17 protein-coding genes, 1 pseudogene and 1 riboswitch are annotated in these 22,441 nt (G+C 37.8%); of the genes and pseudogenes, 7 read left to right on the top strand and 11 right to left on the bottom strand.

Features of this window, described 5'->3' with window-relative positions; all coding sequences use genetic code 11:
* Positions 1–10: 10 nt before the first annotated feature.
* The 7 genes from cps2T to OMU_RS23770 all read right to left on the bottom strand — a co-directional run bounded on the left by cps2T (position 11) and on the right by OMU_RS23770 (position 5,939).
* Positions 11–1,192, bottom strand: coding sequence for a beta 1-4 rhamnosyltransferase Cps2T (gene cps2T, locus OMU_RS16680; protein ID WP_016181039.1), 1,182 nt, complete (start codon positions 1,190–1,192; stop codon positions 11–13).
* Positions 1,193–1,204: 12 nt separating this feature from the next.
* Positions 1,205–1,921, bottom strand: coding sequence for a sugar transferase (locus OMU_RS16685; RefSeq protein ID WP_016181040.1), 717 nt, complete (start codon positions 1,919–1,921; stop codon positions 1,205–1,207).
* Positions 1,922–1,944: 23 nt separating this feature from the next.
* Complete coding sequence (locus tag OMU_RS16690) at positions 1,945–2,712, bottom strand: tyrosine-protein phosphatase (RefSeq protein ID WP_016181041.1); 768 nt, start codon at positions 2,710–2,712, stop codon at positions 1,945–1,947.
* Positions 2,713–2,730: 18 nt separating this feature from the next.
* Positions 2,731–3,435: a CpsD/CapB family tyrosine-protein kinase gene (locus OMU_RS16695; RefSeq protein ID WP_016181042.1), complete on the bottom strand. Its 705-nt coding sequence runs from the start codon at positions 3,433–3,435 to the stop codon at positions 2,731–2,733.
* A 9-nt stretch (positions 3,436–3,444) separates the two neighbouring features.
* Positions 3,445–4,233 (bottom strand): YveK family protein, encoded by a 789-nt coding sequence (locus OMU_RS16700; protein ID WP_016181043.1) that lies wholly within the window; start codon positions 4,231–4,233, stop codon positions 3,445–3,447.
* A 681-nt stretch (positions 4,234–4,914) separates the two neighbouring features.
* Positions 4,915–5,760: a TPM domain-containing protein gene (locus tag OMU_RS16705; RefSeq protein ID WP_233421624.1), complete on the bottom strand. Its 846-nt coding sequence runs from the start codon at positions 5,758–5,760 to the stop codon at positions 4,915–4,917.
* 20 nt (positions 5,761–5,780) lie between these two features.
* A complete protein-coding gene (locus OMU_RS23770; RefSeq protein WP_227132122.1) occupies positions 5,781–5,939 on the bottom strand; it encodes a hypothetical protein in 159 nt (52 codons plus the stop codon).
* A 298-nt stretch (positions 5,940–6,237) separates the two neighbouring features.
* On the opposite strand from OMU_RS23770, the gene ahpC reads away from it, so the two are divergent.
* A complete protein-coding gene (gene ahpC / locus OMU_RS16710) occupies positions 6,238–6,801 on the top strand; it encodes an alkyl hydroperoxide reductase subunit C (protein WP_016181045.1) in 564 nt (187 codons plus the stop codon).
* Positions 6,802–6,810: 9 nt separating this feature from the next.
* Positions 6,811–8,352, top strand: a complete 1,542-nt coding sequence (gene ahpF, locus OMU_RS16715; RefSeq protein ID WP_016181046.1) for an alkyl hydroperoxide reductase subunit F — start codon at positions 6,811–6,813, stop codon at positions 8,350–8,352.
* Positions 8,353–8,709: 357 nt separating this feature from the next.
* Here the strand turns inward: ahpF and spx are convergent, their stop codons facing one another.
* From spx to OMU_RS16730, 3 genes are all read right to left on the bottom strand, one after another.
* On the bottom strand, positions 8,710–9,135 hold the full coding sequence (gene spx, locus OMU_RS16720) for a transcriptional regulator Spx (RefSeq protein ID WP_016181047.1): 426 nt from the start codon (positions 9,133–9,135) through the stop codon (positions 8,710–8,712).
* 784 nt (positions 9,136–9,919) lie between these two features.
* Entirely contained in the window at positions 9,920–11,113 is a 1,194-nt protein-coding gene (locus OMU_RS16725; RefSeq protein WP_016181048.1) for a 3D domain-containing protein, read from the bottom strand.
* Between the two features lie 193 nt (positions 11,114–11,306).
* Entirely contained in the window at positions 11,307–12,086 is a 780-nt protein-coding gene (locus OMU_RS16730) for a putative ABC transporter permease (protein WP_016181049.1), read from the bottom strand.
* Positions 12,087–12,612: 526 nt separating this feature from the next.
* Between OMU_RS16730 and OMU_RS16735 the strand changes: the two genes are divergently transcribed.
* The 3 genes from OMU_RS16735 to OMU_RS16745 all read left to right on the top strand — a co-directional run bounded on the left by OMU_RS16735 (position 12,613) and on the right by OMU_RS16745 (position 17,771).
* A complete protein-coding gene (locus tag OMU_RS16735) occupies positions 12,613–14,133 on the top strand; it encodes an AcpB/EbpR/MafR family transcriptional regulator (RefSeq protein WP_016181050.1) in 1,521 nt (506 codons plus the stop codon).
* 159 nt (positions 14,134–14,292) lie between these two features.
* Entirely contained in the window at positions 14,293–16,017 is a 1,725-nt protein-coding gene (locus OMU_RS16740) for an ABC transporter ATP-binding protein (RefSeq protein ID WP_016181051.1), read from the top strand.
* Entirely contained in the window at positions 16,014–17,771 is a 1,758-nt protein-coding gene (locus OMU_RS16745) for an ABC transporter ATP-binding protein (RefSeq protein WP_016181052.1), read from the top strand. Before OMU_RS16740 ends, OMU_RS16745 begins: the two co-directional genes overlap by 4 nt.
* A gap of 272 nt (positions 17,772–18,043) precedes the next feature.
* Here OMU_RS16745 and OMU_RS16750 read toward each other — a convergent pair whose 3' ends face one another.
* Positions 18,044–18,721 carry a DUF3862 domain-containing protein gene (locus OMU_RS16750; protein WP_016181053.1) on the bottom strand — a complete coding sequence of 226 codons (678 nt, stop codon included), beginning with the start codon at positions 18,719–18,721 and terminating at the stop codon, positions 18,044–18,046.
* A gap of 288 nt (positions 18,722–19,009) precedes the next feature.
* On the opposite strand from OMU_RS16750, the pseudogene OMU_RS24110 reads away from it, so the two are divergent.
* Positions 19,010–19,485 (top strand): annotated as a pseudogene (locus OMU_RS24110) (helix-turn-helix domain-containing protein); the annotation flags it as partial.
* A 393-nt stretch (positions 19,486–19,878) separates the two neighbouring features.
* Positions 19,879–20,015: riboswitch (M-box (ykoK) riboswitch) on the bottom strand.
* Between the two features lie 198 nt (positions 20,016–20,213).
* Complete coding sequence (locus OMU_RS16755; RefSeq protein ID WP_016181054.1) at positions 20,214–22,430, top strand: MucBP domain-containing protein; 2,217 nt, start codon at positions 20,214–20,216, stop codon at positions 22,428–22,430.
* Positions 22,431–22,441: the final 11 nt, after the last annotated feature.

Genomic DNA, 22,441 nt, shown 5'->3' on the forward strand with positions numbered 1-22,441 from the left:
CATTCGAATTTTAATTCAAAAAATTTTTTTCATAGTTGGAGCAGATACTTTCCCAAGTATATATTTTTTTAATTCTTTCAGTTGCTTTTTCATGATATTGAATTTTTTTTCTCACGGTGATTTCCTCAGAAAAATCAATCATTTGATTAAGATTATTTTTTTCCCAATATATCGCGCCATCCAAAGCAACTTCTCTATTAAATCCAACATTTAATAGTAGATTCAAATCTGTAAGAATAAGAGATTCTAATAACGAAGGATTTGTTCCTCCAACTTCATGCCCATGCAAATAAGCGTATGCATTTTCTCTAATGTATTTAAGCAGCTCTTGGTCGTAAACTGTTCCAACGAACTTAATTCGAGAATCAAGATTAAAACGGGTATCTCTTTTTATTTTTTCATAAAATGAGTTTTTTTCTACATTTGTGATTATTACCAAATCTCTAATTGTATTAGATTTCATAAACTCTTTGATCATTGACTCATAATTATTTTCCGGAACAAACCTTCCAACGACTAAAAAATAATTATTTTCTCTAATCTTTTTGTCTTTAAACCATTTTCGAACAATCATACTTTTATTTTTAAGTGATGACTTTGCTAAATCAGTCCCATAAGCAATATAAATTGTCTTAGGAAAATACTTTTTGTATTCTTGTAGAATATATTCTTCGATATTTTTACTATCACAAATCAATATATCGGAATGCTTCACCATCAATCTTTCAGAATATTTCCAATAACGGCGAATGGGATAGCTCCATTTAGCTCTCATCCACTCATGACCATCTGGATTAACAAATAATTTACCATTCAAAGCAGCAATATTTTTTTTAAAACTACTAATAAATGGTCCTATTCGACAGGCTAACACATAAAAAATTGGTTTATAATCTTGATTCTTCTTAGATAATTGAATTGCGTATTTTAAAGAAGCAATATCATAATATATTGCTCGAGCTGGACCAATTCTCGGTACATCAACGTTAAAGCACTTTGCGCCATTATGCTCAAAGTGCTTGTCAGTAATACCTGATTTGGCTGAATTTTCAGTCATGCACGCTACATGATATTGGATGTTTTTATCAACTTGATATTCTGTCAATTTTTCAACAAAGGTCTCAAACCCTCCATATTTTGCAGGTATTCCTTTTGAACCAATGATATATACATGCTGCTTCTTATCTACCACAAAAAATACTCCTTAATATGCCCCACCCGGCTTAATCATTACTTTAACTGTTTTAAAAATCAATGAGATATCATAGCGAATCCCCCGATTTTGAATATAATCAATATCAAAACGAACCATCTCATCAAAATGAACATCGTTCCGACCGCTAACTTGCCATAGTCCTGAACACCCTGGTTTCACTAACAATCGCTGCATATCATACTGTGTATACTCAACAACTTCCCTCTGCAGAGGTGGCCTTGGCCCGATCAAACTCATGTCCCCTTTAATAACGTTAATCAGTTGTGGGAGTTCATCCAAACTTGTTCTTCTAATAAATTTCCCGAACTCAGTCACTCTCGGGTCTTCTTTCATTTTAAACATGGCACCCTTAATTTCATTTTTATCAACCAATCCGTCTAATCTTTCTTCTGCATCAACACACATCGAACGAAACTTATACATAGTAAATAGTTTCCCATTTCGTCCGACACGTCTTTGTGCAAAGATGACTGGAGAACCTGGCTCATCTTTATGTATTTTATAAGCAATCCAAAGCATTATCGGAGAGATTAATATAATCCCGACAATTCCTGCAAAAAAATCAATGAGTCGTTTAACGAAATCATATCCCTTTTGCTTCTGAATTTTTTCTTTATCTACCCAAATTAATTGAGAGCCTTCTCTCTTTACAGGAGACTTGGTCTTCAAAATATTCACATCCCCAAAAGCTTTTTCACTTTTCATAATAAGCTCCCCCAAACAAACTATTAATTAAAGAATTTGAAGCGTGATTCCTTCATAATCATAAATTCCGGTCTGACAACTTCATCACCATTCACCAAATCTTTTGCCATCTGCTCCATCTCTTCAATCATTCTTTCTCCACCGATTTTACGAATTTCTTCATAGGCTTCTTTCATCAGAAACGTTCGGTGTCTTAAATTATGTGCATCAGAGGCAACCATATATAGCATGTTATGCTTTAACATAAGCTTTGCTGTCTTTTGAATATCTTTTCCAAATACACCAACAATACTTGGAGCCGTTAATTGAGTAAGCACGCCCATCTGCAAAAATGGTATTAAACGATTTGGTTCTTTTCGAAAAACCGCGTTTCTCTCTGGATGAACAATTACTGGTACATGACCATGACTCATTAATTCAAAAAAAAGCTGTTCTGAATACTCTGGTACATCACCAGAAGGAAACTCAATTAAGATGTAAGTATTATCCAGATCAGTAAACAAGATTTCTTGATTGTTTATGTCTTCTAAAAGTGCCCCAGTAATCCGTACTTCTTGTCCTTCTAGTAAAGTAAGTGGAATATCCTCTTGATCCAATACTGCTTGCAATTGGTTGACCCTAGTGATCACTTGCTGAGCAGGATTGGAATACTTTCCATTATTATGATGCGGTGTGCACATCAAGTGTGTGATTCCTTGACTCACCGCTTTTTTTGCCATTTCGATACTATCTTCAATTGTTTGAGCACCATCATCTACCCCTGGTAAAATATGACTATGTAGGTCAATCAAACTGTTCACCTTCTTATACTATTTATCGGTACCATAATAGTAATAGCCTTGATCATTTGCATCCGTACTACCGTTAAAAACAGCGCCTAATACATTGGCATTGACCATTGATAGAAGTTCACGGGCTTTTTGTAATGAATCCTTACGCGTGACATTTTCACGTACTACTAACATTGTGCCATCGGCTTTAGAGGCTACGATTTGGGCATCGGTTACCGCTACGATCGGCGGCATATCAAAGATCACAAAATCATAATCAGCTCTCAATTCCCTGACCAATTGATCCATTCGAGTTGAACCTAATAGTTCTGATGGATTGGGTGACTTTGGTCCACTGGTCATCACATACAGGTTAGGAACAACACTGCGTTGAACCGCATCACTCACATTCATGTCCGTGCTTAAAACATTACTTAAACCCACACCATTATTTAATAGGAAGGTTTTGTGTACTGTTGCTTTCCGCATGTCCGCATCCACTAATAAAACACTTTGACCAGAATTAGCAAACACCACTGCCAGATTCGCTGCTGTCGTTGATTTTCCTTCTCCTGGTCCTGACGAAGTGATTACTAATGTCTTAATTTGTCGATCTGCTGAAGACGCAAATTGGATGTTTGTTCGAATTGTACGATAGCGTTCTGATACAGGTGAACTTTTATCTACTAAAGTGAACAGGCTAACTGCCTGAGCCACATCTGATTGTTTCATTCTTTTAGCCATAGTTACCTCCTAGACCCGTTTCCGTCTGCGACGATCAAGAGTCATGTCTGTTTCTTTTTTTGGAACTTCTCTTTTAGTGATTGTCGGTGCTGGTTCGCGACGGATTTTAGCATTCAATTCTTTTTGTGTTAATTCTGGAACGTTACCTAAAAGCGTCAAACCAAACTCATCTGTTAATGTTTTACTTTCTTTTACTGTACGATCCAGTAATTCAAGAGCGACTGCTAGAAAGACCCCTATCATCAACCCAATTAATAACCCAGCAGCAATTGTCAACTTCTTATTCGGAAAGACTGGATCACTACTTGCTACTGCTTGCGAGATAATTGAAATACGATCGACATTCAATACATCTTTTGCATTTGCTTTAAATATCTCAGCAGTTGTATTTGAAATATTTGCTGCAGCTCTTGGACTATTACTCGTTGCTATAATTGAAAACATTTGTGAATTCTGATTTTGTTCGACTTTAATTGTTTCTTTCAAATCATTTGTACTCATTTTCAATCCGTATTCAGAACTTAATTTCTCTGATACTTCCTTAGTTACCAAATCTCCGGTAATAATATCCTTATATGTATTGATCATCTGCAAGTTGGTATTCACGTCATTGGCATTGGTTGTTTCTGTTTGCGGTAATGTGACTACTAACTGTGCTTGTGAACTGTATTTCGGCGTTAAAATGAAAAAGGCTAATAGACCTGAAATCAAAAGGCCTGCTAGTCCTCCTAATATGATCAATCCGATCCTCTTCCTTAGTAGTTCAAATAATTGTTTGATACTGATTGTTTGTTCCATAAGCCCCTCAACTTCCCTAAAATTTACTTTTAAACTCTTCGGTTAATCCCCTTAAATTGCAGCCACATTATATCAAATACGCTTGACATGAAAGGCTTTCCTTTTAGAAATTTCATCTTCTTTTTTCAATGTTTTTTATAAAGAAAAAGAACTTTTCATCTTGTTTGCTTCCCTTTTACTCTTTCAATTAGTGCTACATTATGCGTGAAATTACGTTATTCTTTTCTCTCATTAAAAAAACAAGATAATTACTTCTTTATTACACCAACGCTTCGATTTTGTTTTTTATACAACAAAAACCCAATAAGATTACAACGACTTTTTGTTTATTTATTCACTTGTATGATTGCACAGTCATTTTATTCTAACTTAAAAAACACAATCAACGTTATTATTATAGTTCAGAAAGGCTACAATATCAATGATTATTTAAATAGTGTATATAATATTATATACACTATTTATTTCAAAAAAATATAAAAGAATTAAAAGTATTTTTGTATATTATAATTAATTTGTATTAGTCTTCACTGCTGTTTTAAATAAGAATGGGTTTGCTGAAACTATTTGGGCACCACAAATAATTGATTCTTTTATTTTCGTCACAGTTGAAATATATTTGATACATTTCAAACCAATTTTTTTATGAAAAAAACTGCTGAGGAATATTCCTCAACAGTTTTACCAATCTGAACTTGCGCCACCACCGCCAGAACTGCCGCCGCCAAATGAATCTCCGCCGCTAGAAGAGCTTCCACTGCCGTATCTGTCACTACTGGAGCTGCCCTCATTCCACAAATCTTTATGGTGATAATAGACGGAGTAGCGTTTCATCTCTTTCTTTTTCTTCGTAAATAAATCCATGAACTTCAAAGTACCAAAGGCGTAACAAAAATGGTAATATAGCGGCTTTTTATTTTTCAACCGCTTATAGCGTTTTACGATTTTTTCTCTAGCGATCACTACTTCCGGCTCTTTACTGTGAATCATTTTTCTAACCGAATAGCGTTGAAATCTCGGATCTTCCTTCACTAAATCCTTCTTCAGCTCAGCGGAAAATTCTCTGCGAGCTTTCCAATAAATGTAAAGCTTCACCAATGGCGTCTCTAAAAAAGCATAGAGGATCATTATCACGACCAGGGCTGGAAATACATAATTGCGGATAATTTCCCAAGCACTTTTACCTGCAAAATGTTTTTCAAAGAACCCTGGTTCAAAATCCTTGATCGTTTTTCTTCCTATTAAAATGTGATCAATATTACCTGTAACGATTTTGATCCCTTCATCATAATTTTCCCCGCGAAAATAGTCCTTTGCTTCTTCCGTCATAAGTTCCATCGCCAAGGCATCAGGGATATCCTCTTCCAGACCGTAGCCTACTTCAATCCGTTGTTTACGATCCTTTACCGCAATCACATACATGATTCCAGAATCATACTCTTTATCCCCAACTCCCAGTTGATTGAACTTCTCATTGGCAAAGCTCTCGATCGACTGATCAGCTGGCAGTTGTTTCAAAGTTACCACGGCTAGCTGAGGACGCAGCTCTAATTCTTTATATTTTTGATTGTATGATAGATTTGTTCTTTCGTTTCGGAGGACAGGACGTTTGCATGATCCTCCACATAGATATTCTCTGCTTGGACTGTGCCGCACCAGAATAATCCTATTAGTACCAACGAAAGAAAATAAAGTACCCGCTTCATTTTCTCACCCACTTTACTTTTCCTCAATTATGGCGGTTCTTCGCTTACCGTGCAATCACTTTTTCCTTACTTTGATTGCTTATGAATGAAAAGACCCTACTTGCAAAAAATCTTTTTTTCTATATTCTTTCGCTTTTTTGGGTAAATAGTTTCAGAAATATGCGAAAAAAGCATTTACAATGTAATTGTTTTCTGTTTATAATTATTTTAAATAAAAGAAGATCAATACTAGCTTTTTCAGATTTTCTTTTATCAATTACGAGAATATTTTCTCACTATTAAACAGGAGGGTACATCTATGTCATTAATCGGAAAACAAGTTGAAGCGTTTCAAGCGCAAGCCTATCGTCAAGGAAAATTTATCGAGGTTTCTGAAGAAGTCTTACAGGGCAAATGGTCCGTTGTTTGTTTTTATCCAGCAGATTTTACTTTTGTTTGTCCAACAGAATTAGAGGATTTACAAGACCAATATGAAAAATTACAAGAGTTAGGTGTTGAGGTGTATTCTTGCTCAACAGATACTCATTTCACGCACAAAGCATGGCACGATACATCTGATGCGATCGGCAAGATTAACTACACCATGATCGGCGATCCTTCTCATCATATCTCACGTATCTTTGATGTTTTAGATGAAGAAGCAGGTTTGGCACAGCGTGGTACCTTTATCATTGACCCAGACGGTGTTGTCCAAGCAATGGAAATCAATGCTGACGGAATTGGCCGTGATGCCAGCAGCTTGATCGACAAAATTCGCGCAGCGCAATACGTTCGCACTCATCCAGGTGAAGTTTGTCCTGCTAAATGGAAAGAAGACGGTGAAACGCTGAAACCAAGCTTTGACTTAGTCGGCAAGATTTAAGGTGTTTCTATGTTAGATAATGAAACGAAGGAACAACTAAAACAATATTTAGCCTTATTAGAATCAAAGATCGTTTTTTCAGCAAGTTTGGATGAATCTGAAGAGTCGAAAAAAGTAGAAGATTTCTTGACTGAAGTCGCGGCGATGGATGATAAGATTTTGATCGAAACCAAGAACTTAAAACGGACACCAAGCTTTGAGATTAATCAGGTGGGCGCAGATGCTAGCGGCATCGTCTTTGCCGGCTTACCAATGGGACACGAATTTACTTCCTTTATCCTAGCTTTGCTGCAAGTCAGCGGTCGTGCACCGAAGATCGATGATTCGCTGATCCAACAAATCAAATCGATTGATCGGGAGTTAGCATTTGAAACCTATGTCAGCCTAACCTGTCATAACTGCCCGGATGTCGTCCAAGCGTTGAACATTATGTCTGTGTTGAATCCAAAGATTTCGCACACCATGATCGAAGGCGGGATGTACCAAGCCGAAGTTGATGAAAAGGAAGTCATGGCCGTACCGACTGTTTTTCTAAACGATGAAGAATTTGATAGCGGTCGGATGACGATCGAACAGATTATCGAAAAAGTCAGCGGACCTTTGGGCGCGGATGAATTCGACGATAAAGAAACCTTTGATGTTTTAGTCATCGGGGGCGGTCCTGCTGGTGCCAGCTCAGCAATTTATGCTGCTCGTAAAGGAATCAAGACCGGAATGGTCGTGGATACCTTCGGCGGTCAAGTCTTAGAAACGCTGGGAATCGAAAATGTGATCGGCACGCCTTACGTGGAAGGTCCGCAATTAATGCGTCAAGTGGAAGAACACGTGAAACAATATGATGTAGATATCATGAAAGGACAACGTGCCAAATCCATTCAGAAGAAGGATTTGATCGAAGTTGAATTAGAAAACGGTGCGCACTTAACGACGAAAACGGCGATTCTTTCAACCGGTGCCCGTTGGCGTGCCATCAATGTTCCTGGTGAAAAGGAATTTAAGAACAAAGGCATCGCTTATTGTCCGCATTGCGATGGCCCATTGTTCAAAGATAAAGAAGTTGTGGTGATTGGTGGCGGAAACTCAGGGATTGAAGCCGCCATTGACTTAGCTGGATTAGCGAAACATATTTATGTACTGGAATTTCTTCCTGAACTAAAGGCCGATCAAGTGTTGCAAGAAAAGCTTTACTCGTTGTCGAATGTCACGGTAATTACAAATGCAGCAACGAAGGAGATCACCGGTTCTTCTCACGTTGAAGCATTGACGTATACGGATCGTCTAACAAATGAAGAACATACCTTGAATGTTGAAGGGGTCTTCATCTTGATTGGTCTAATGCCGAACACTGAGTGGTTAGCCGATACAGTCGCCTTGAGCGATCGTGGCGAAATTCTAGTAGACAAACATGGCGCAACCAATGTAGAAGGGATTTTTGCCGCAGGTGATTGTACAGACAGCGCCTATAAGCAAATCATTATATCCATGGGATCTGGAGCCACCGCCGCTCTTGGCGCCTTTGACCATTTGATTCGTCAAACAGTTGGCACATAGGATAGGAAACATTTTATCTGAAAAATAGCTCTTGTCTTCGTGCGCATACGATTAAGCTAAACTGCTTAAGCATTTTTTGGTAAATAAGCAATGTTTATGTTTCAAGCTTAATTAACTGCGAAAAATCTAACTCGCAGCTACCTCAATTGAATAGTAATCATTTTTCCAAAAGCGCGAAAAATGATTTTATTCTCGTACGCATACGATTAAGCTAAACTGCTTGTCCATCATTTTGCTAAAAAGTTCTGTCTACATTTCACACCGAATAAACTGCGAAAGCTTAACTCGCAAAATAATCCCCAGCCTGTTCCTACCAACAAAAAAGAACGGGATGGGGATTTATCTATAATTATGTCTTTATACAAGACTTTCTTTTTGCAAATCCATATAAAGCAAGACTCTAGCCATTTTCTTCGAAGTCACTCTGCGAACTTCTCTCGGAATAAACTGATGGATCTCATCTTCGTTGTAACCGACTTGGAATTTCGTTTCATCAAAAACAAGCGGACGTCTCAACAAGCTTGGATATTTTTCGATGATATCGACCAATTCGCTTAGAGATAGCTCATCGAAATCAACGTCTAATTTTTCATAGACCTTTGAACGCGTGGAAATAATTTCATCTGTTCCTGTTTCGGTCATCGTAAGAATTTCTTTGATTTCATCCTTTGTCAAAGGATTCGACATTATATTTCTTTCTTCAAATGCCAATCCATTTTCTCTTAACCATGCTTTGGCTTTCCTACATGATGTACAACTAGCTGACGTATACAATTTAATCATTTTACATTCACCCTTCTGTTTTTCAATTTAAGTTATTAAGTAACACGAGTCATTCTACACATATTACGATACAAGATTTTTAAACTAATGTTAAATATTTCATTTGCTAAAATATTGAAAAAGGCTACTTCAGCGAACGATAAAGTTTCTTATTATAACTAAATTTGATACATATTCTCCATAAGGTATACATGATAAGATAGAATGATTCTAAGCAATACAGGCATAATGAGTATTCCTGTATAGAAAATATACATAACTAGTGTAATGTTTTACTAAAGTGATTACTCAATAATTTCTTTGTCAATCCAAAAGATGATTGTGAATTATAAAGTTCTGATTTTTATTATTATTATGACGATTTTCTGATTTAATAATAGTAATACTAATGATATCTGTATTTTCTAATGGATAATCTGTATCACTATTTACAGCAGATTTATCAACCAACTATTCTTCGTAAACACCTTTTTTTACTCTTCAACCTCATTTCATCCTATAAGTCTAAAACTACCCTTCTTACCTTTTCTCCATAAACATATGCAGATCGCGTTTTTCTTTGTAGACATAAAGCAATTTTATACACGTGTTTCCAGGGTCTGTCAGTCAGCTTAGTCGATTTTTTATACTTTTGATTTAACAGTTTCTGCTAAAGTAACTTGTAGTTTAATAATGAAGGCTTTTGACACGGTTGATAAATTGTCCATGGATCTCTTTAAATAGCTGATTACGCAAAAAAAGCACCGTCTGAAATCCTATGATCTCAAACGGTGCTTCACTTGTCTTAACTAATAACGGTCACAGTTACTGAACGACGTCCCCATTGGATACATTGTTCAACTGTTGGAAAATGGACATCAATAATATTCCCTTTGATGGCACCACCGGTATCACCGGCGATTGCAATTCCATAGCCAGATACTTCTACCATTGAACCTAATGGAATGACACTTGGATCAACAGCTACAACCTGTGGATTTTGACGTAAGTCGATTCCCATCGCTGTAAAGAATGTATTCACTGACTCTGCACATGAATAACCCGTTGATTCCATTTGCATCGTACGACCAGATGTCGTCGGTGTGCTTGGTGCTGGTTGCGCTGGTTCTTGTTTTGGTTGTTCGCTTGTTTGTGTTGTTTGTTGTGAACTTGACGCTGATGAAGCTGGTTTTGACGATTGTGAAGATGCTTGCGATGACGCTTCAGCCTTCGCCTTTTCTTGTGCCTGTGCTGCCGCAGCTTTTGAAGCTTTTTCGGCTTCCGCCGCTTTTGCAGCCTCGGCTGCTTTGGCTTCTTTCTCCGCTTTTTCCGCTTGTGCTTTTTCAGCAGCTTGGCGGGCCTTTTCTACTTCTTTGTCTTGGCTGATTTTTTCTAAGCTAGTTTTATTATCGGCTAACTCTTGCTTTAAGTTGGCCATTTTTTCATCTAACTTCGTCGTTTCAGCTTCCAGACTTTGACTATTTTGTTTTAATTGGGCTTGTGTTTTTTCTTGTGTTGCTTTTAATTCGGTTAATTTGTCTTTGGCCTCGCCTAGACTAGCAACTTTTGTTTTCTCTGCATTTTGGATAACGGTCATCGCAAAGGCACGATTCAAAAACTCGCCAAGATCCTTTGATTCCAATAATGCATTAATCGAACGATCCGTCATACCATTGACTTGAGCAGTTTTCATCCGCTCTGCAATTGCTTCTTTACGCTGTTCAATCTTCTTTTCTGTTTCCACGATATCTGTTTTGGTCTTTTCCAAAACTGCTTCATTCTCACTGATTTTTGTCCGAATATCGTTAACTTCTTGATATTTTTCGTTGACATCATTCAGTGCGATCTGTAATTCTCCGCTGATTTTATCACTTTGTCGAGCGATTGCGGATTCTTTTTTATCTAACTCATTCAGTGACTCTGCCTGTGCAAAGACTGGTAAAAGTACGTTAGCACCCAACAATAGCGTGGCAACGAACCCAAACGTTTGCTTTCTCACTTAAAAGTCCACCTTTCTATTTACCCTCAGTTATTATACGAGAAAATGACGGACTTTTTGTTTCACCAACATTACATTTCATTACAAAACGAAACATGTTTTAGTAACATTTGTTTTATTTTCCCTAGACACCATAAAAAAGATAGTCCCTTCAAGCTTTGAAAGGACTAATTTTTGTCATATTTTTGTAATATTATTTTTTCCGCAGCTCTTTAGATAACTGGCGAATCTCCGCTAAAGGACTTTTTATTTCCTTCGATTTCATATTTGGGAAGCTATTCAAGAAGCGGCGTTCTTGGAAATTCAGCCTTGGCAGTTGTTTACGCCACTCAGGCTGTTCTTTGATTTCAGCCATCCAACCCTGGCGACGTTCTTCTGCTGCTACCTTTAATTCTCCAAGATCTGCTTGCAGCTGTTCTTTCTTGTCTTGGATCGTAGCACTCATCTTGTTTATCGCCTGACGCAATGATGCAAGGTTCGCTAGGGTAAAACCTAGATCAAAACTTGTTAGCATTAATAGAAGCATTGGTAGAAAAATTCCAAAGCGCTGCTGCCAGCTGCTAACAACAGTCATTAAATAAGGATTTAAGACGCGAACAATAAACACACAGGCAATGCCCCAAAAGATGGAGACTGGTACGGCCACCCGTCCATTGATATTCAATGGAACATCCTTATAATCCCATAATGTCAGATGAAAAATTTTCTCTAATAAAAAGCTGGTCAGATATTCCAAGGCGGTCACGAGAATCAGCGCTAAGAAAAACAGGAGCACGATATTCTGCTGATAGGGTTCAATAAAATAAAGCACGCCAACGACTCCAAAGCCGTAGATTGGTGTGATTGGTCCTAATAGAAAGCCGCGATACACGAAATGTTTCGCCTTGATCGAGCAATAAATCGTCTCCCATAACCAACCAATAAATGAATAGCAAAAAAATAAGAGCACAATGATCGTAAATATTTTTTCCATTTTCTTCCTCCATTAAACGAATGCTTGGCTTTCATTATTCCACGGATAGTCAGAAAATGCTAGTTTCATGGGTAAAGCTTCCACTATGTGCCTTGTGCTTAACTTTAGAAAGCGTCTTGCCTTTCCAACTTTTAACTATTCTAGTAAATGAATCACATTGATAATAGGCAAAAGATCGCTTGCAGATTTTGTTCATTATCCATTCAGTCTTAAACCAAATGACGCTGCTAAGGTCTAAACTTAGAGCAGCTACTTGTATAAAGCTGTGTTCAATATGCTAAAAACACTTATTTTTAAGAGTATTTACAATTAACGCTTGTTTTTAACGCTTTCTCCCTATATCATTTTTATATAGAAAACGTTTTAATCACAGTGGTATTGTTACCGTATTCGTATCTTTATTTCGATCATCATCACTTTCAACTGTCAAAAATTGTAAATTTATTATTTTCGCAAAAAAAGGATTGTACTTAGCTTGTAGTTTCTAATTGTTTAAGAACTTGCTCAAAAAAAGGAGGGAACGACGATGGATTTTCGCACAACTTTAGGAACCAGCAATAAACGTCGTTTGTTGTTATTGGAGCATTTATACTACCGGCGAGATGGTCTATCCAGTGATCAATTATTAAGCCTGTTAAATTGTTCCCTGCCGATCCTATTGAACGATATCGATTTGATCAATTCTGAAAAACCAAATGTCGTCCAAATAGTCAAAGTGAAGGGCTTGTTTCGAATTATCATGGATAAATCGATCAGCCTTGGTGTCATCTATGCGGATTTTTTAAATGCTTGTCCTGAATTTCAAATTATCGAAGAGCTTCTGTATGAAGAATGCGAAAATATTACTGCACTATCAAAAAAACTATATTTAAGCTCCTCTAATACCCAACGCTACCTAAAAAAAATCGAAACTACCTTGACCAAAGCAGGGATGCAGCTTCACTATCGTCCCCTGCGAATAGAAGGAAACGAAGGTGAGATTCGAAATTTCTATTATCGTTTTTACACAGAACGACAAAGCGCCTTTGAAAGCACTCTTCCTAAATTGCCGCCCGATCATTACTACATCATCGAAAAATACGTTCAAGAATTTATTGATATGAATTGTATTCATGAGAAATATGTGTACGAGAAACGCCTGATTTACAATATGTACATTAGTTTTTGGCGACTAAAAAGAGGTCATAGGTTCCCTAAGGAAGAATTAAGGACAAATGCCATTCTTCTTCCAACAGGACTCGCCTACAAAAAATTAAAGCAGGCACTTAGAGAAGGTGTCGGCTTGGAACTAACAATCGAGATGGTTCGAGACGCACTTTGGTTAACCTTTTCTGACGCTATTGTCTTCAGCCTACTGCATCGAGATGTCGCTCTGATAGAAAATCCAAGATATCGCCGGTTATTTACACAGCACTATGCTTTAGCGAAAGAATTTGATGAAATGCTGGGAAATCGTCTCAGCAACTTGAATCGATTAGACATAGCGACGGTTTTATGCAATGATTTTTACTTATGCGATCCAAATGGAAAGTACATTGGCGTATTATGGCGCAATCGTTCTGTATTCGTACAAGAAGCATCAAAGGTCTATCGTCGAGGGGTTCAAAAGATTCGGGAATTAGTAGAACGGTTTGTCTCAAGACACAACATGTATCAAGAAGAGGATTTTATTCAAAATTATATGTATTTGTTGATTACAACCGAAGTGTATAGTATGGAATGGCTCGCCAGTCAAGATCAGCCACTAAAAGTTCTGTTACTGTCCGATTTATCTCCAACAGAAGAGACCTTTTTAGCAAAGCAGATTTCCGAAAAGGTCTATGGCAACTTCACGATCACACATTTCGAAAAATTATCAGGCGGCTTGCCTAACCTAAAAGAGGAATTAAAAAATTATGATTGCCTAATCACAACAGGTTCTTCCGAAGGACTACCAAAAGATTATCCAGTCGTCGTGATTGATCCGTTTATTACTAATCAAAGCAGGAATTTCATTCAAGAAACAATCAGTGAGCTATCCAAAAATAGAGAAGACAAAAAAGAGTGAAGGAAATTCTATCACTCTTTTTCTTTGACTCGTTTTCTACTTGGCAGACAAGTTTTCTGGTATTTCCAAGTATATTCTTCGGACTTGATTGACAAGTAAGTTACAATAGAAGCGATCCTATTTTGCAGATTATTTACTTTATCTATTGGAGGAACTTATATGCTTCAGCTTTTACGTTATGCCAAAGATTATCGAAAGCAGATTATTCTTGGCCCTTTTTTCAAATTTTTAGAGGCTGTCTTCGAACTGATTCTGCCCTTATTCATGGCTCGATTAGTAGATGAAGGCATCGCTCGCCACGATCAAGGCAAAGTGATTGAGATGACTGTCGCTATGCTGGGCTTGTCAATCGTCGGATTGCTCTGTGCGTTGATCTGTCAGTATTATGCTTCGATTGCCTCTCAGGGCTTCGGTACGGTTCTGCGAAATCGCTTGATGGAGAAAATCAACAGCTTCTCCCATAAGGAATTGAATCGCTTTGGGACAGATACCTTAATCACACGCATGACCAGTGACATCAATCAGATGCAAGGGGCTCTAGCGATGCTGATCCGCTTAGTCGTTCGAGCACCGTTTCTAAGTATTGGTTCGGTCATTATGGCTTTTTATATCGATTGGCAAATGGGATTGATTTTCTTGATTCTGCTGCCGCTTTTCTGTTTCATTCTCTTTTTGATTATCCATTATTCTGTACCCTTATATAGAAAAATTCAACAAAAACTCGATCAGTTAAATCAATTGGTGACCCAAAATTTGAGCGGCGTCCGAGTGATTCGCGCTTTTGCCCGAACAAATACCGAAACGGCTCACTTTAATGAAGAAACAGAAGAAATCTCCCGCTTAAATCAGCGGGTCGCTAACATCTCTGCCCTGCTTTCTCCTAGTACGACACTGATTATGAATGCGGGTGTCGTGGCGCTGCTTTATTTTGGCGGCTTTAAAGTCAATGTTGGACATTTAGAACAAGGTCAGGTACTTGCCCTGATCAATTACATGAACCAAATGCTTTTAGCGTTGATCGTCGTTTCTAACCTAGTTGTACTGTTCACTCGTGCAGCGGCCTCTGCGAATCGGATTAATGAAGTTTTTGCGACTGACACGACCTTAGAAGATGATGGCGCGGTTCAAAATGCTAACGAACAAGCACCATTAATTGATTTTGAGCATGTCGATTTTCGCTATACAGAAAAATCTGGTCTGGCTTTACAGGACGTCTCCTTCACTTTGCAGGAAAATAAAATTCTCGGTATTACTGGCGCTACCGGTAGTGGAAAATCAACCCTGATCAGTTTGATCCCACGGTTTTACGATGCTTCAAAGGGAGCAGTCAGCTTTGCCGGGAGCAATGTCAAAGACTGGTCGTTGGATCATTTACGTTCTGAAATCGCGATTGTACCCCAAACTGCTGTCCTCTTTAGTGGAACGATTCGGGAAAATCTGCAATGGGGAAAACAGGATGCCACAGATGAAGATTGCTGGGAAGCCTTAGCCATCGCTCAGGCTAGTGAATTTGTTGAAACCCTGCCAAAGGGCTTGGATACCATGATCTTGGAAAATGGAAAGAATTTTTCTGGCGGTCAGCGTCAACGCTTAACAATTGCCCGCGCGTTGATTCGCAAACCAAAATTGTTGATCTTAGATGATTCCTTATCTGCGTTGGATTATCAGACTGACCTAGATTTGCGCCAAGCACTGAAACGCGAGCTTGATTGTGGTGTAGTCATTATTTCTCAGCGTTTGCGCTCAATCCAAGACGCGGAAACAATTCTTTTGATGGATAACGGAAAAATCGCGGCTCAAGGCAGTCATGAAGAGCTATTGCAAGAATCTGAGCTGTATCAGGAACTGGTCAATTCTCAAGCAGAAGGAGGTGCTGTTCAATGATCAAGAAAAAGAATTTTTTCCGTTCATTGAAATTGTTCATTCCTTATTTAGCGGCTTATTCAAAGGAATTGTTTGCAGCAATTATTTTAGGAATCGCTAGTGGGATCACCTCTGTGTTGATGACCTATTATATTGGTGTCGCTGTCGATCAAATGGTCAATCAAGGCTCCGTTGACTTTACCCGACTCTTTCAGATTCTTCAATTATTTGTCGGCATCTTTTTAGTAACGGTTATCAGTCAATATTTTATTCAGCGATTAGGAAACACGGTTGCCTTTGATTCAGTGGCTAAACTGCGGGAAGAAACCTTTACTCATATGAATAAACTGCCGCTGAGTTATTACGATCAAAGCTCAAAAGGCGATATTGTCAGCCGCTTTACCAATGATATGGATAATATCTCTACTGCTATCTCCGCGGTCTTCAATCAGGTATTCTCTGGCATGACCGTTGTTCTAGTCGCCTTAGTTTTTATGCTTTATCTTAGTCCAATGCTGACGTTCGTTGTACTGGTGGTAACGCCGATCATCTTTTTGATTACCTATATCGTCGCTCGCACCTCGCAGCAATACTTTACAAGTCAGCAGCAACTAGTCGGTTCAATCTCTGGCTTCATTACAGAAATGGTCGGCAATCAAAAAATCGTCAAAGCGTTCCAACGAGAAAACCAAAATCAAACAAACTTTGAAGCGTTGAATCAAGAGCTTTATGTACGGGGACAAAAAGCTCAGTTTGCTTCTTCCTTGACCAATCCTTCCTCGCGTTTTGTCGATCATCTAGCCTATTTGATGGTTGGCCTGGTGGGTGGTTTATTAGCATTAAAAACTGATAGCGGGGTGACAATCGGGATTATCTCCAGCTTCACGATCTATTCCAGCCAGTTTACAAAGCCTTTTATTGAATTATCTGGAATCACGATTCAGATTCAAACTGCGATCGCCGGTCTTGATCGCTCGTTTGAATTATTGAAGGAACCTGTTGAACAAGCCGATGATCCTGATGCCTTCACCTTAACTGCCGCAAAGGGAAAGGTCGTTTTCGAGCATGTTGATTTCGCTTATCAAAAGGATCAGCCATTGATTGAAGACTTCAATTTAACTGTCGAACCGGGAGAAACCATCGCGATCGTCGGAAAAACCGGCGCTGGAAAATCAACACTGGTTAATCTTCTAATGCGATTTTATGAAGTAGACAAAGGAACGATCACGATTGATGGTACGGATATCCGTCATTTAACCCGAGACAGTCTTCGCCAGCAATTCGGCATGGTATTGCAAGAAACCTGGTTGATGGATAGCAGCTTACGAGCCAATTTGCGTTACGGCCGTAAGTCAGCAACAGATGAAGAAATCTATGCAGCATTGAAGGATGCCTATATGTATGATTTCGTGATGCGCTTGCCGGATAAATTAGATACGATTGTAGGCGATGCTGGTGTTAAGCTTTCCGATGGGCAGCGGCAATTGCTGACGATCGCTCGAACGATGATCAGTCAACCTTCCATGCTAATTCTTGATGAAGCGACCAGTTCAGTGGATACCTTGACTGAACAAAAAATCCAAAGCGCCTTTTTGGCAATGATGAAGAATCATACCAGCTTTGTGATCGCCCATCGTCTGTCAACAATCCAAAATGCTGATCAGATCCTCGTGCTGGATCACGGACAAATCGTTGAAATTGGCAGTCATCAAGAGCTGTTGGAAAAAGATGGTTTTTATAAGAAGTTGTATGAAGCACAGTTTTCACGGAGTTAGGTTTATATTTAGATTTCACTTATCTATCAAGTAGCGAGACTTAAAGTACGAGGTTATATTTACTTCGTACTTTAAGTCTCGCATATTTATCTCTTGAATTTTTCGCTTATCATTTTAAATCGGGATTCTCCTATTCCTTCCAAAAATCTATACTATCTTTCCACTACCTTTACACTGACTGAATCGGCTACAACTAGACAGAATTTCTTTTCGTAGTTTCAGAGAAACGCTCGATAAATGCCTCCACTTTATTAACATAGATTCATAATATTTTAGTACTCATTCTGTTTACGCTCTTTGAGTTCTCCATCTTTTAACTCTATAGAAAATATTTTATTAGAATCACTCCAAACAAAATATTCATATTGATGTTTACTATGTCTTAATACCATTTCTGAAGTTGGATATCCCAATTTTTTTATTATCTCTTCTTTAGAATAAGTTTGTCCATTCATCATTTGATTAAACTCGTTTAAAAATCCAGGAATACTTTCTTCATGTTTTTTAGCAATATCTAATGACTTAGCTACTACTTTTCCATTTCTAAAGGTTATCATCACTGAAACTACTGGATCATCCCAAGGAAAATAATTCCAGGAGTAAGAAGTCGCTTTTTCCCCTGCATTGTAATCTTCTATTTTTGAGTCTGGTTTTCCAAGCAAATTTTTAACTTCATTTTTTTTGCTCCCACCAGATCCAGAATCTTCTTCCCCAACAGTTATTTTTTCAAAAGTATATTTCAAAGTAGTTAAGCTATCAATTTTTTTATTTACTTTTGATTTAGTTAGTTCTCCATTTTTGATACTTGAATGTGTGGAAGTCACCCTCTTGTCATTTTCTCCTTGAAGATCATAATATTGGTAAAATAGCGCTACAAACGCTAAACAAATTAGTATTGTTCCCAATACAATCAATAAATTATTAAAAACTTTCGAATTTCTCTTTCTCACTATTGCCTCCTACACTGAAACAGTTAATAGATATCATTGTCTATATACCAATATGAAGATTAATCTCTAGCCATTGTAGTTAATAGTATCATCAAATCACCTATTTCTTTTTCTATTTTAACTTATTTTTCATAAAATTTATTCTTTTTTTGATGTTTTTTAACTTTTTTCATTTCAAAACAGGTAGATTTTATAATAAACTTAGTCACTTAGAAAAATAAAAAAGAGCCCTTGCAAATTTCATGTATTATTGAAGCTCCTACACAATCAATAAAGGATGAATTCGCAATGACGCAAATTGAGAATACCATAATTTCACACACAAAGGAAAACAGCTAACTTATGAGGAACGCTGCCAAATCGAAGCCTTGAAAGCTCAAGAACGTCCGTTATCAAACCGAAAAATCGTCAAACAGCTAGGTCGTGCACCACAGACCATCCATATCGAAGTGAAGAATGGTACTGTTCGTCTAATTTGGCTACAGAAAAAAATGGCATGCGTTACGAATATGAAACGTTCATCTATTCCACCTAGGCTGGTCAAGCTGCCTATGAAAAAGCGCGTTAGGATAGCACTAAGCAACCTAAATGGGGCGCTGCACCTGATTTTATGGCCTACGCCGACCAACAGATGAAAAGAGAAAAACCATCCTTTGATGCCGTGGTAGGACGAGCAAAAACTGAATCTCTTTCCACCTGAAAAGATTCCAAGAAGGACAACTCTCTACAACTATATTTATCTTGGTTTGATGACTGGTCGAAACGATAAGATGTTCACCCACTGGAATCTCGAAAAAACTCTCATAAATCATGTCTGAGGTATTGACTCAAATCCACAAGTGCCACCTAGAGAAGATTGTGCGAACTAAGTTCAGATACAATCTATTATTTGTTCCAGAAAATCTAATAAGATGAGATAGAAGGATTTAAGTCTATTGATTTGTGTAAAAAATACAAAGAAATAGGTAATAACCCTAAACATTTCTTGAAACACGAACCCCCCAAAAAATTTATAATTCGATTTTGGAATAGCATTTTACTTGATTCCTATCTCTAATAATTAAGTAAATCAAGACAATCTTCCACTAGTATAAAAAGATGTCAACCATCGGCGAAAAGAACTAACAAGACTGGTGTCTCTCACCCACACAATCAATCTCCTATCTCATCATCTGATATTTAACATTAAACAACGTGAAGAATTGCTTCTTAGCCATTTTATGAGAAGCCTTAACCCGCCATTTCTGCTCAATAGACTATGTTTGTTTAAAAATCTCACCGAACAAGTTTATGTATATTAATCTTCACAAAATACTACTTAATTTAAAATCGATCATAGAATCTTTCGTTAAAAATAAGTCGATTTTGCGACAATTGATTTAAATAAAATAAATTGCTCAAAAAACAAAAGTTATTAATTAAAAATTGATCATTATATCCTTAAAAAAAGATTTATTATTTACACACAACAAATTATAAAAGGATTTGAATTATGAAAAATAAATTATATTTACTTATCAAGAGTTCTATAATACTAGGATCTGTATTGAGTCTCCCTCTCCAAGTCACAGCTGAAACAACGACATACAGCAGTGAATCTGCTATTTCGAATTTCTCTGAACCACCCATGTCTATTAGTTCAACAAATAACGTAAGTTTATCTTCTTCACAATCTGAAACAGCTAGTTCAAACAGCACGTCGAATTCAACTGAAAGCTCCATGGTTCCTTTACAAACTGAAACAAGTTCAACGCCGAGTATACCTGAAACGCGTGCTGCGGACATCAATGCATGGATACCTGATCCTGTCTTACAAGAAATCGTCGCAAAGGCGATCGGAAAAACAAAGGAAGCGTTGACTCAAGAGGATATGTCCAAGTTAACTAGTTTATATATCCAAAACGCAGACAGTGCCATTGCTAGTTTAAAAGGTTTAGAACTGGCTACGAATCTTGATTATTTTTATATGAATTCAAACAATCAAATCAGTGATTTTTCTGTATTAGCTGGCTTGCCAAATTTGAAACAAGTTTATTTGATGGGCACGAATGTCACTGACCAAAATGTACCTGATTTCGGTACGACGATCACTCGCTTAGACCTTTCTGGAAGCAGTGTAACTAACGGTGTATACGACAAAATTACTAAAATGACCAATTTAGAATCTTTGGTCTTCCAAAGTAATATGAATATCACAACAATTGAACCACTCACTGTTTTAAAAAAATTGAATGAATTGCGTGTCCAATTTTGTGGTATTACTGATTTTAGACCGATAAATCAAATGCCTGCTTTGACGCAACTTGCTGCTTTTGGCCAAAATACCGGACGGAATGATCCTGCAACAGACATCAATGCTAAAGACTTAAATTATGATGCAGATAAACAAACAATCGATATTCCATTTTCAATTATGCCAAATCGAATGACTAACTATGACGGCTATGTTCCCCCATTCACTACGTCAAATAGTTCTAGTCAGACCTATCTTGATTTCAATGGTGTACAGCTAGACAGCAGTCGATTGACAATAACAGATGAGGGCATTACTGTTTCCGGGGTGTCGCAGGAAGAATTCGATCAGCTGCAAACCTTTGAATACAACGCTCGTTTGAATAATCCTTCTGGAACATACAATCAACCTGAGCGCTTTACTTTCTATGCCATTTCATCAGGAACCTATTTGCATCAATTCAATGTTCAACACATTATCGCATCACCCGGGGTAACGATCAAATACGTTGACGCGGATGGCGACAATATCCATGCTCCTCAAACAATCGAAGGAAACGTTGGTGACCAATACGATACAACTACAGCAGATTATCAGTTGATTATTCCCGGCTATAGCCTCGATCAAACGAGCATCCCGGAAAATGCAAAAGGCAGCTTAACTGCCGACCTGCAAACCGTTACTTATATCTATCAACGAAACGTCGCGGAATTAAAGGCGCATGACTCTACGATTTATGTTGGTGAAAGTTGGAAGGCAGAAGATAATTTTGACGGCGGAACTGATCCTCAAGGAAATCCAATCACCTTTGAAGATGTTTCTGTTGTTGGTGATGTCGATAATACCAAAGTTGGTAAATATGAGATCACTTATACTTACAATCGTGTGCCAAATAGGATATGGACGGGCGATCATGCTACAGTAAAAGCTACCGTTACCGTGATTGACACTGAAAAAAAAGCCCAACCAGTCATTGTTAAATATGTTGATCCAGCTGGTAAAATAATCCATGAAGAAAAAGTTGTGAAGGGTGAATTAGGCACGGACTTCGATGTTTCCGGCAAAGAGTATCAACCAGCGATTAAGGGATATGTTTTAGATGAAAAACAATTGCCGAAAAATTCAAAAGGAAGTTTTAGTGATAAAACGCAGATCGTCACCTACGTTTATCAGCCGGAAACAAAACCGACTACAGAAACAAGCGATTCGAGTACGTCTGGCAAGCCCTCAGCCCCAACAACGAGCACTGATTCCAGCAACCAATCCATAACAGGAAAAATTTCTGATTCAAATAATAACGTGTCTCCTGCTGGATCATCGACCAATCTTAGTCACCAAACTGTAACTACCAAAAATACAAGCACAAAATTACCAAAGACTGGTGAAACTATCGTATCGAATTATCTTATTGCGGGTATTTGTACTCTGTTCCTCGCGACTGCCTTACTGCTTTTTAGTCGAAAAAAAATAAAATGATAACGAAGAAG

Origin of the sequence: Enterococcus avium ATCC 14025 (genome assembly GCF_000406965.1) — a bacterium.
Taxonomy (GTDB): Bacteria; Bacillota; Bacilli; order Lactobacillales; family Enterococcaceae; genus Enterococcus_A; species Enterococcus_A avium.

Coding starts and splice junctions, on each gene's coding strand:
- OMU_RS16695 (WP_016181042.1), bottom strand. CDS start 3,435: ATGGCTAAAAGAATGAAACAATCAGATGTGGCTCAGGCAGTTAGCCTG.
- OMU_RS16685 (WP_016181040.1), bottom strand. CDS start 1,921: ATGAAAAGTGAAAAAGCTTTTGGGGATGTGAATATTTTGAAGACCAAG.
- OMU_RS16745 (WP_016181052.1), top strand. CDS start 16,014: ATGATCAAGAAAAAGAATTTTTTCCGTTCATTGAAATTGTTCATTCCT.
- OMU_RS16755 (WP_016181054.1), top strand. CDS start 20,214: ATGAAAAATAAATTATATTTACTTATCAAGAGTTCTATAATACTAGGA.
- OMU_RS23770 (WP_227132122.1), bottom strand. CDS start 5,939: ATGAAGCGGGTACTTTATTTTCTTTCGTTGGTACTAATAGGATTATTC.
- OMU_RS16700 (WP_016181043.1), bottom strand. CDS start 4,233: ATGGAACAAACAATCAGTATCAAACAATTATTTGAACTACTAAGGAAG.
- ahpC (WP_016181045.1), top strand. CDS start 6,238: ATGTCATTAATCGGAAAACAAGTTGAAGCGTTTCAAGCGCAAGCCTAT.
- OMU_RS16735 (WP_016181050.1), top strand. CDS start 12,613: ATGGATTTTCGCACAACTTTAGGAACCAGCAATAAACGTCGTTTGTTG.
- ahpF (WP_016181046.1), top strand. CDS start 6,811: ATGTTAGATAATGAAACGAAGGAACAACTAAAACAATATTTAGCCTTA.
- OMU_RS16740 (WP_016181051.1), top strand. CDS start 14,293: ATGCTTCAGCTTTTACGTTATGCCAAAGATTATCGAAAGCAGATTATT.
- OMU_RS16730 (WP_016181049.1), bottom strand. CDS start 12,086: ATGGAAAAAATATTTACGATCATTGTGCTCTTATTTTTTTGCTATTCA.
- spx (WP_016181047.1), bottom strand. CDS start 9,135: ATGATTAAATTGTATACGTCAGCTAGTTGTACATCATGTAGGAAAGCC.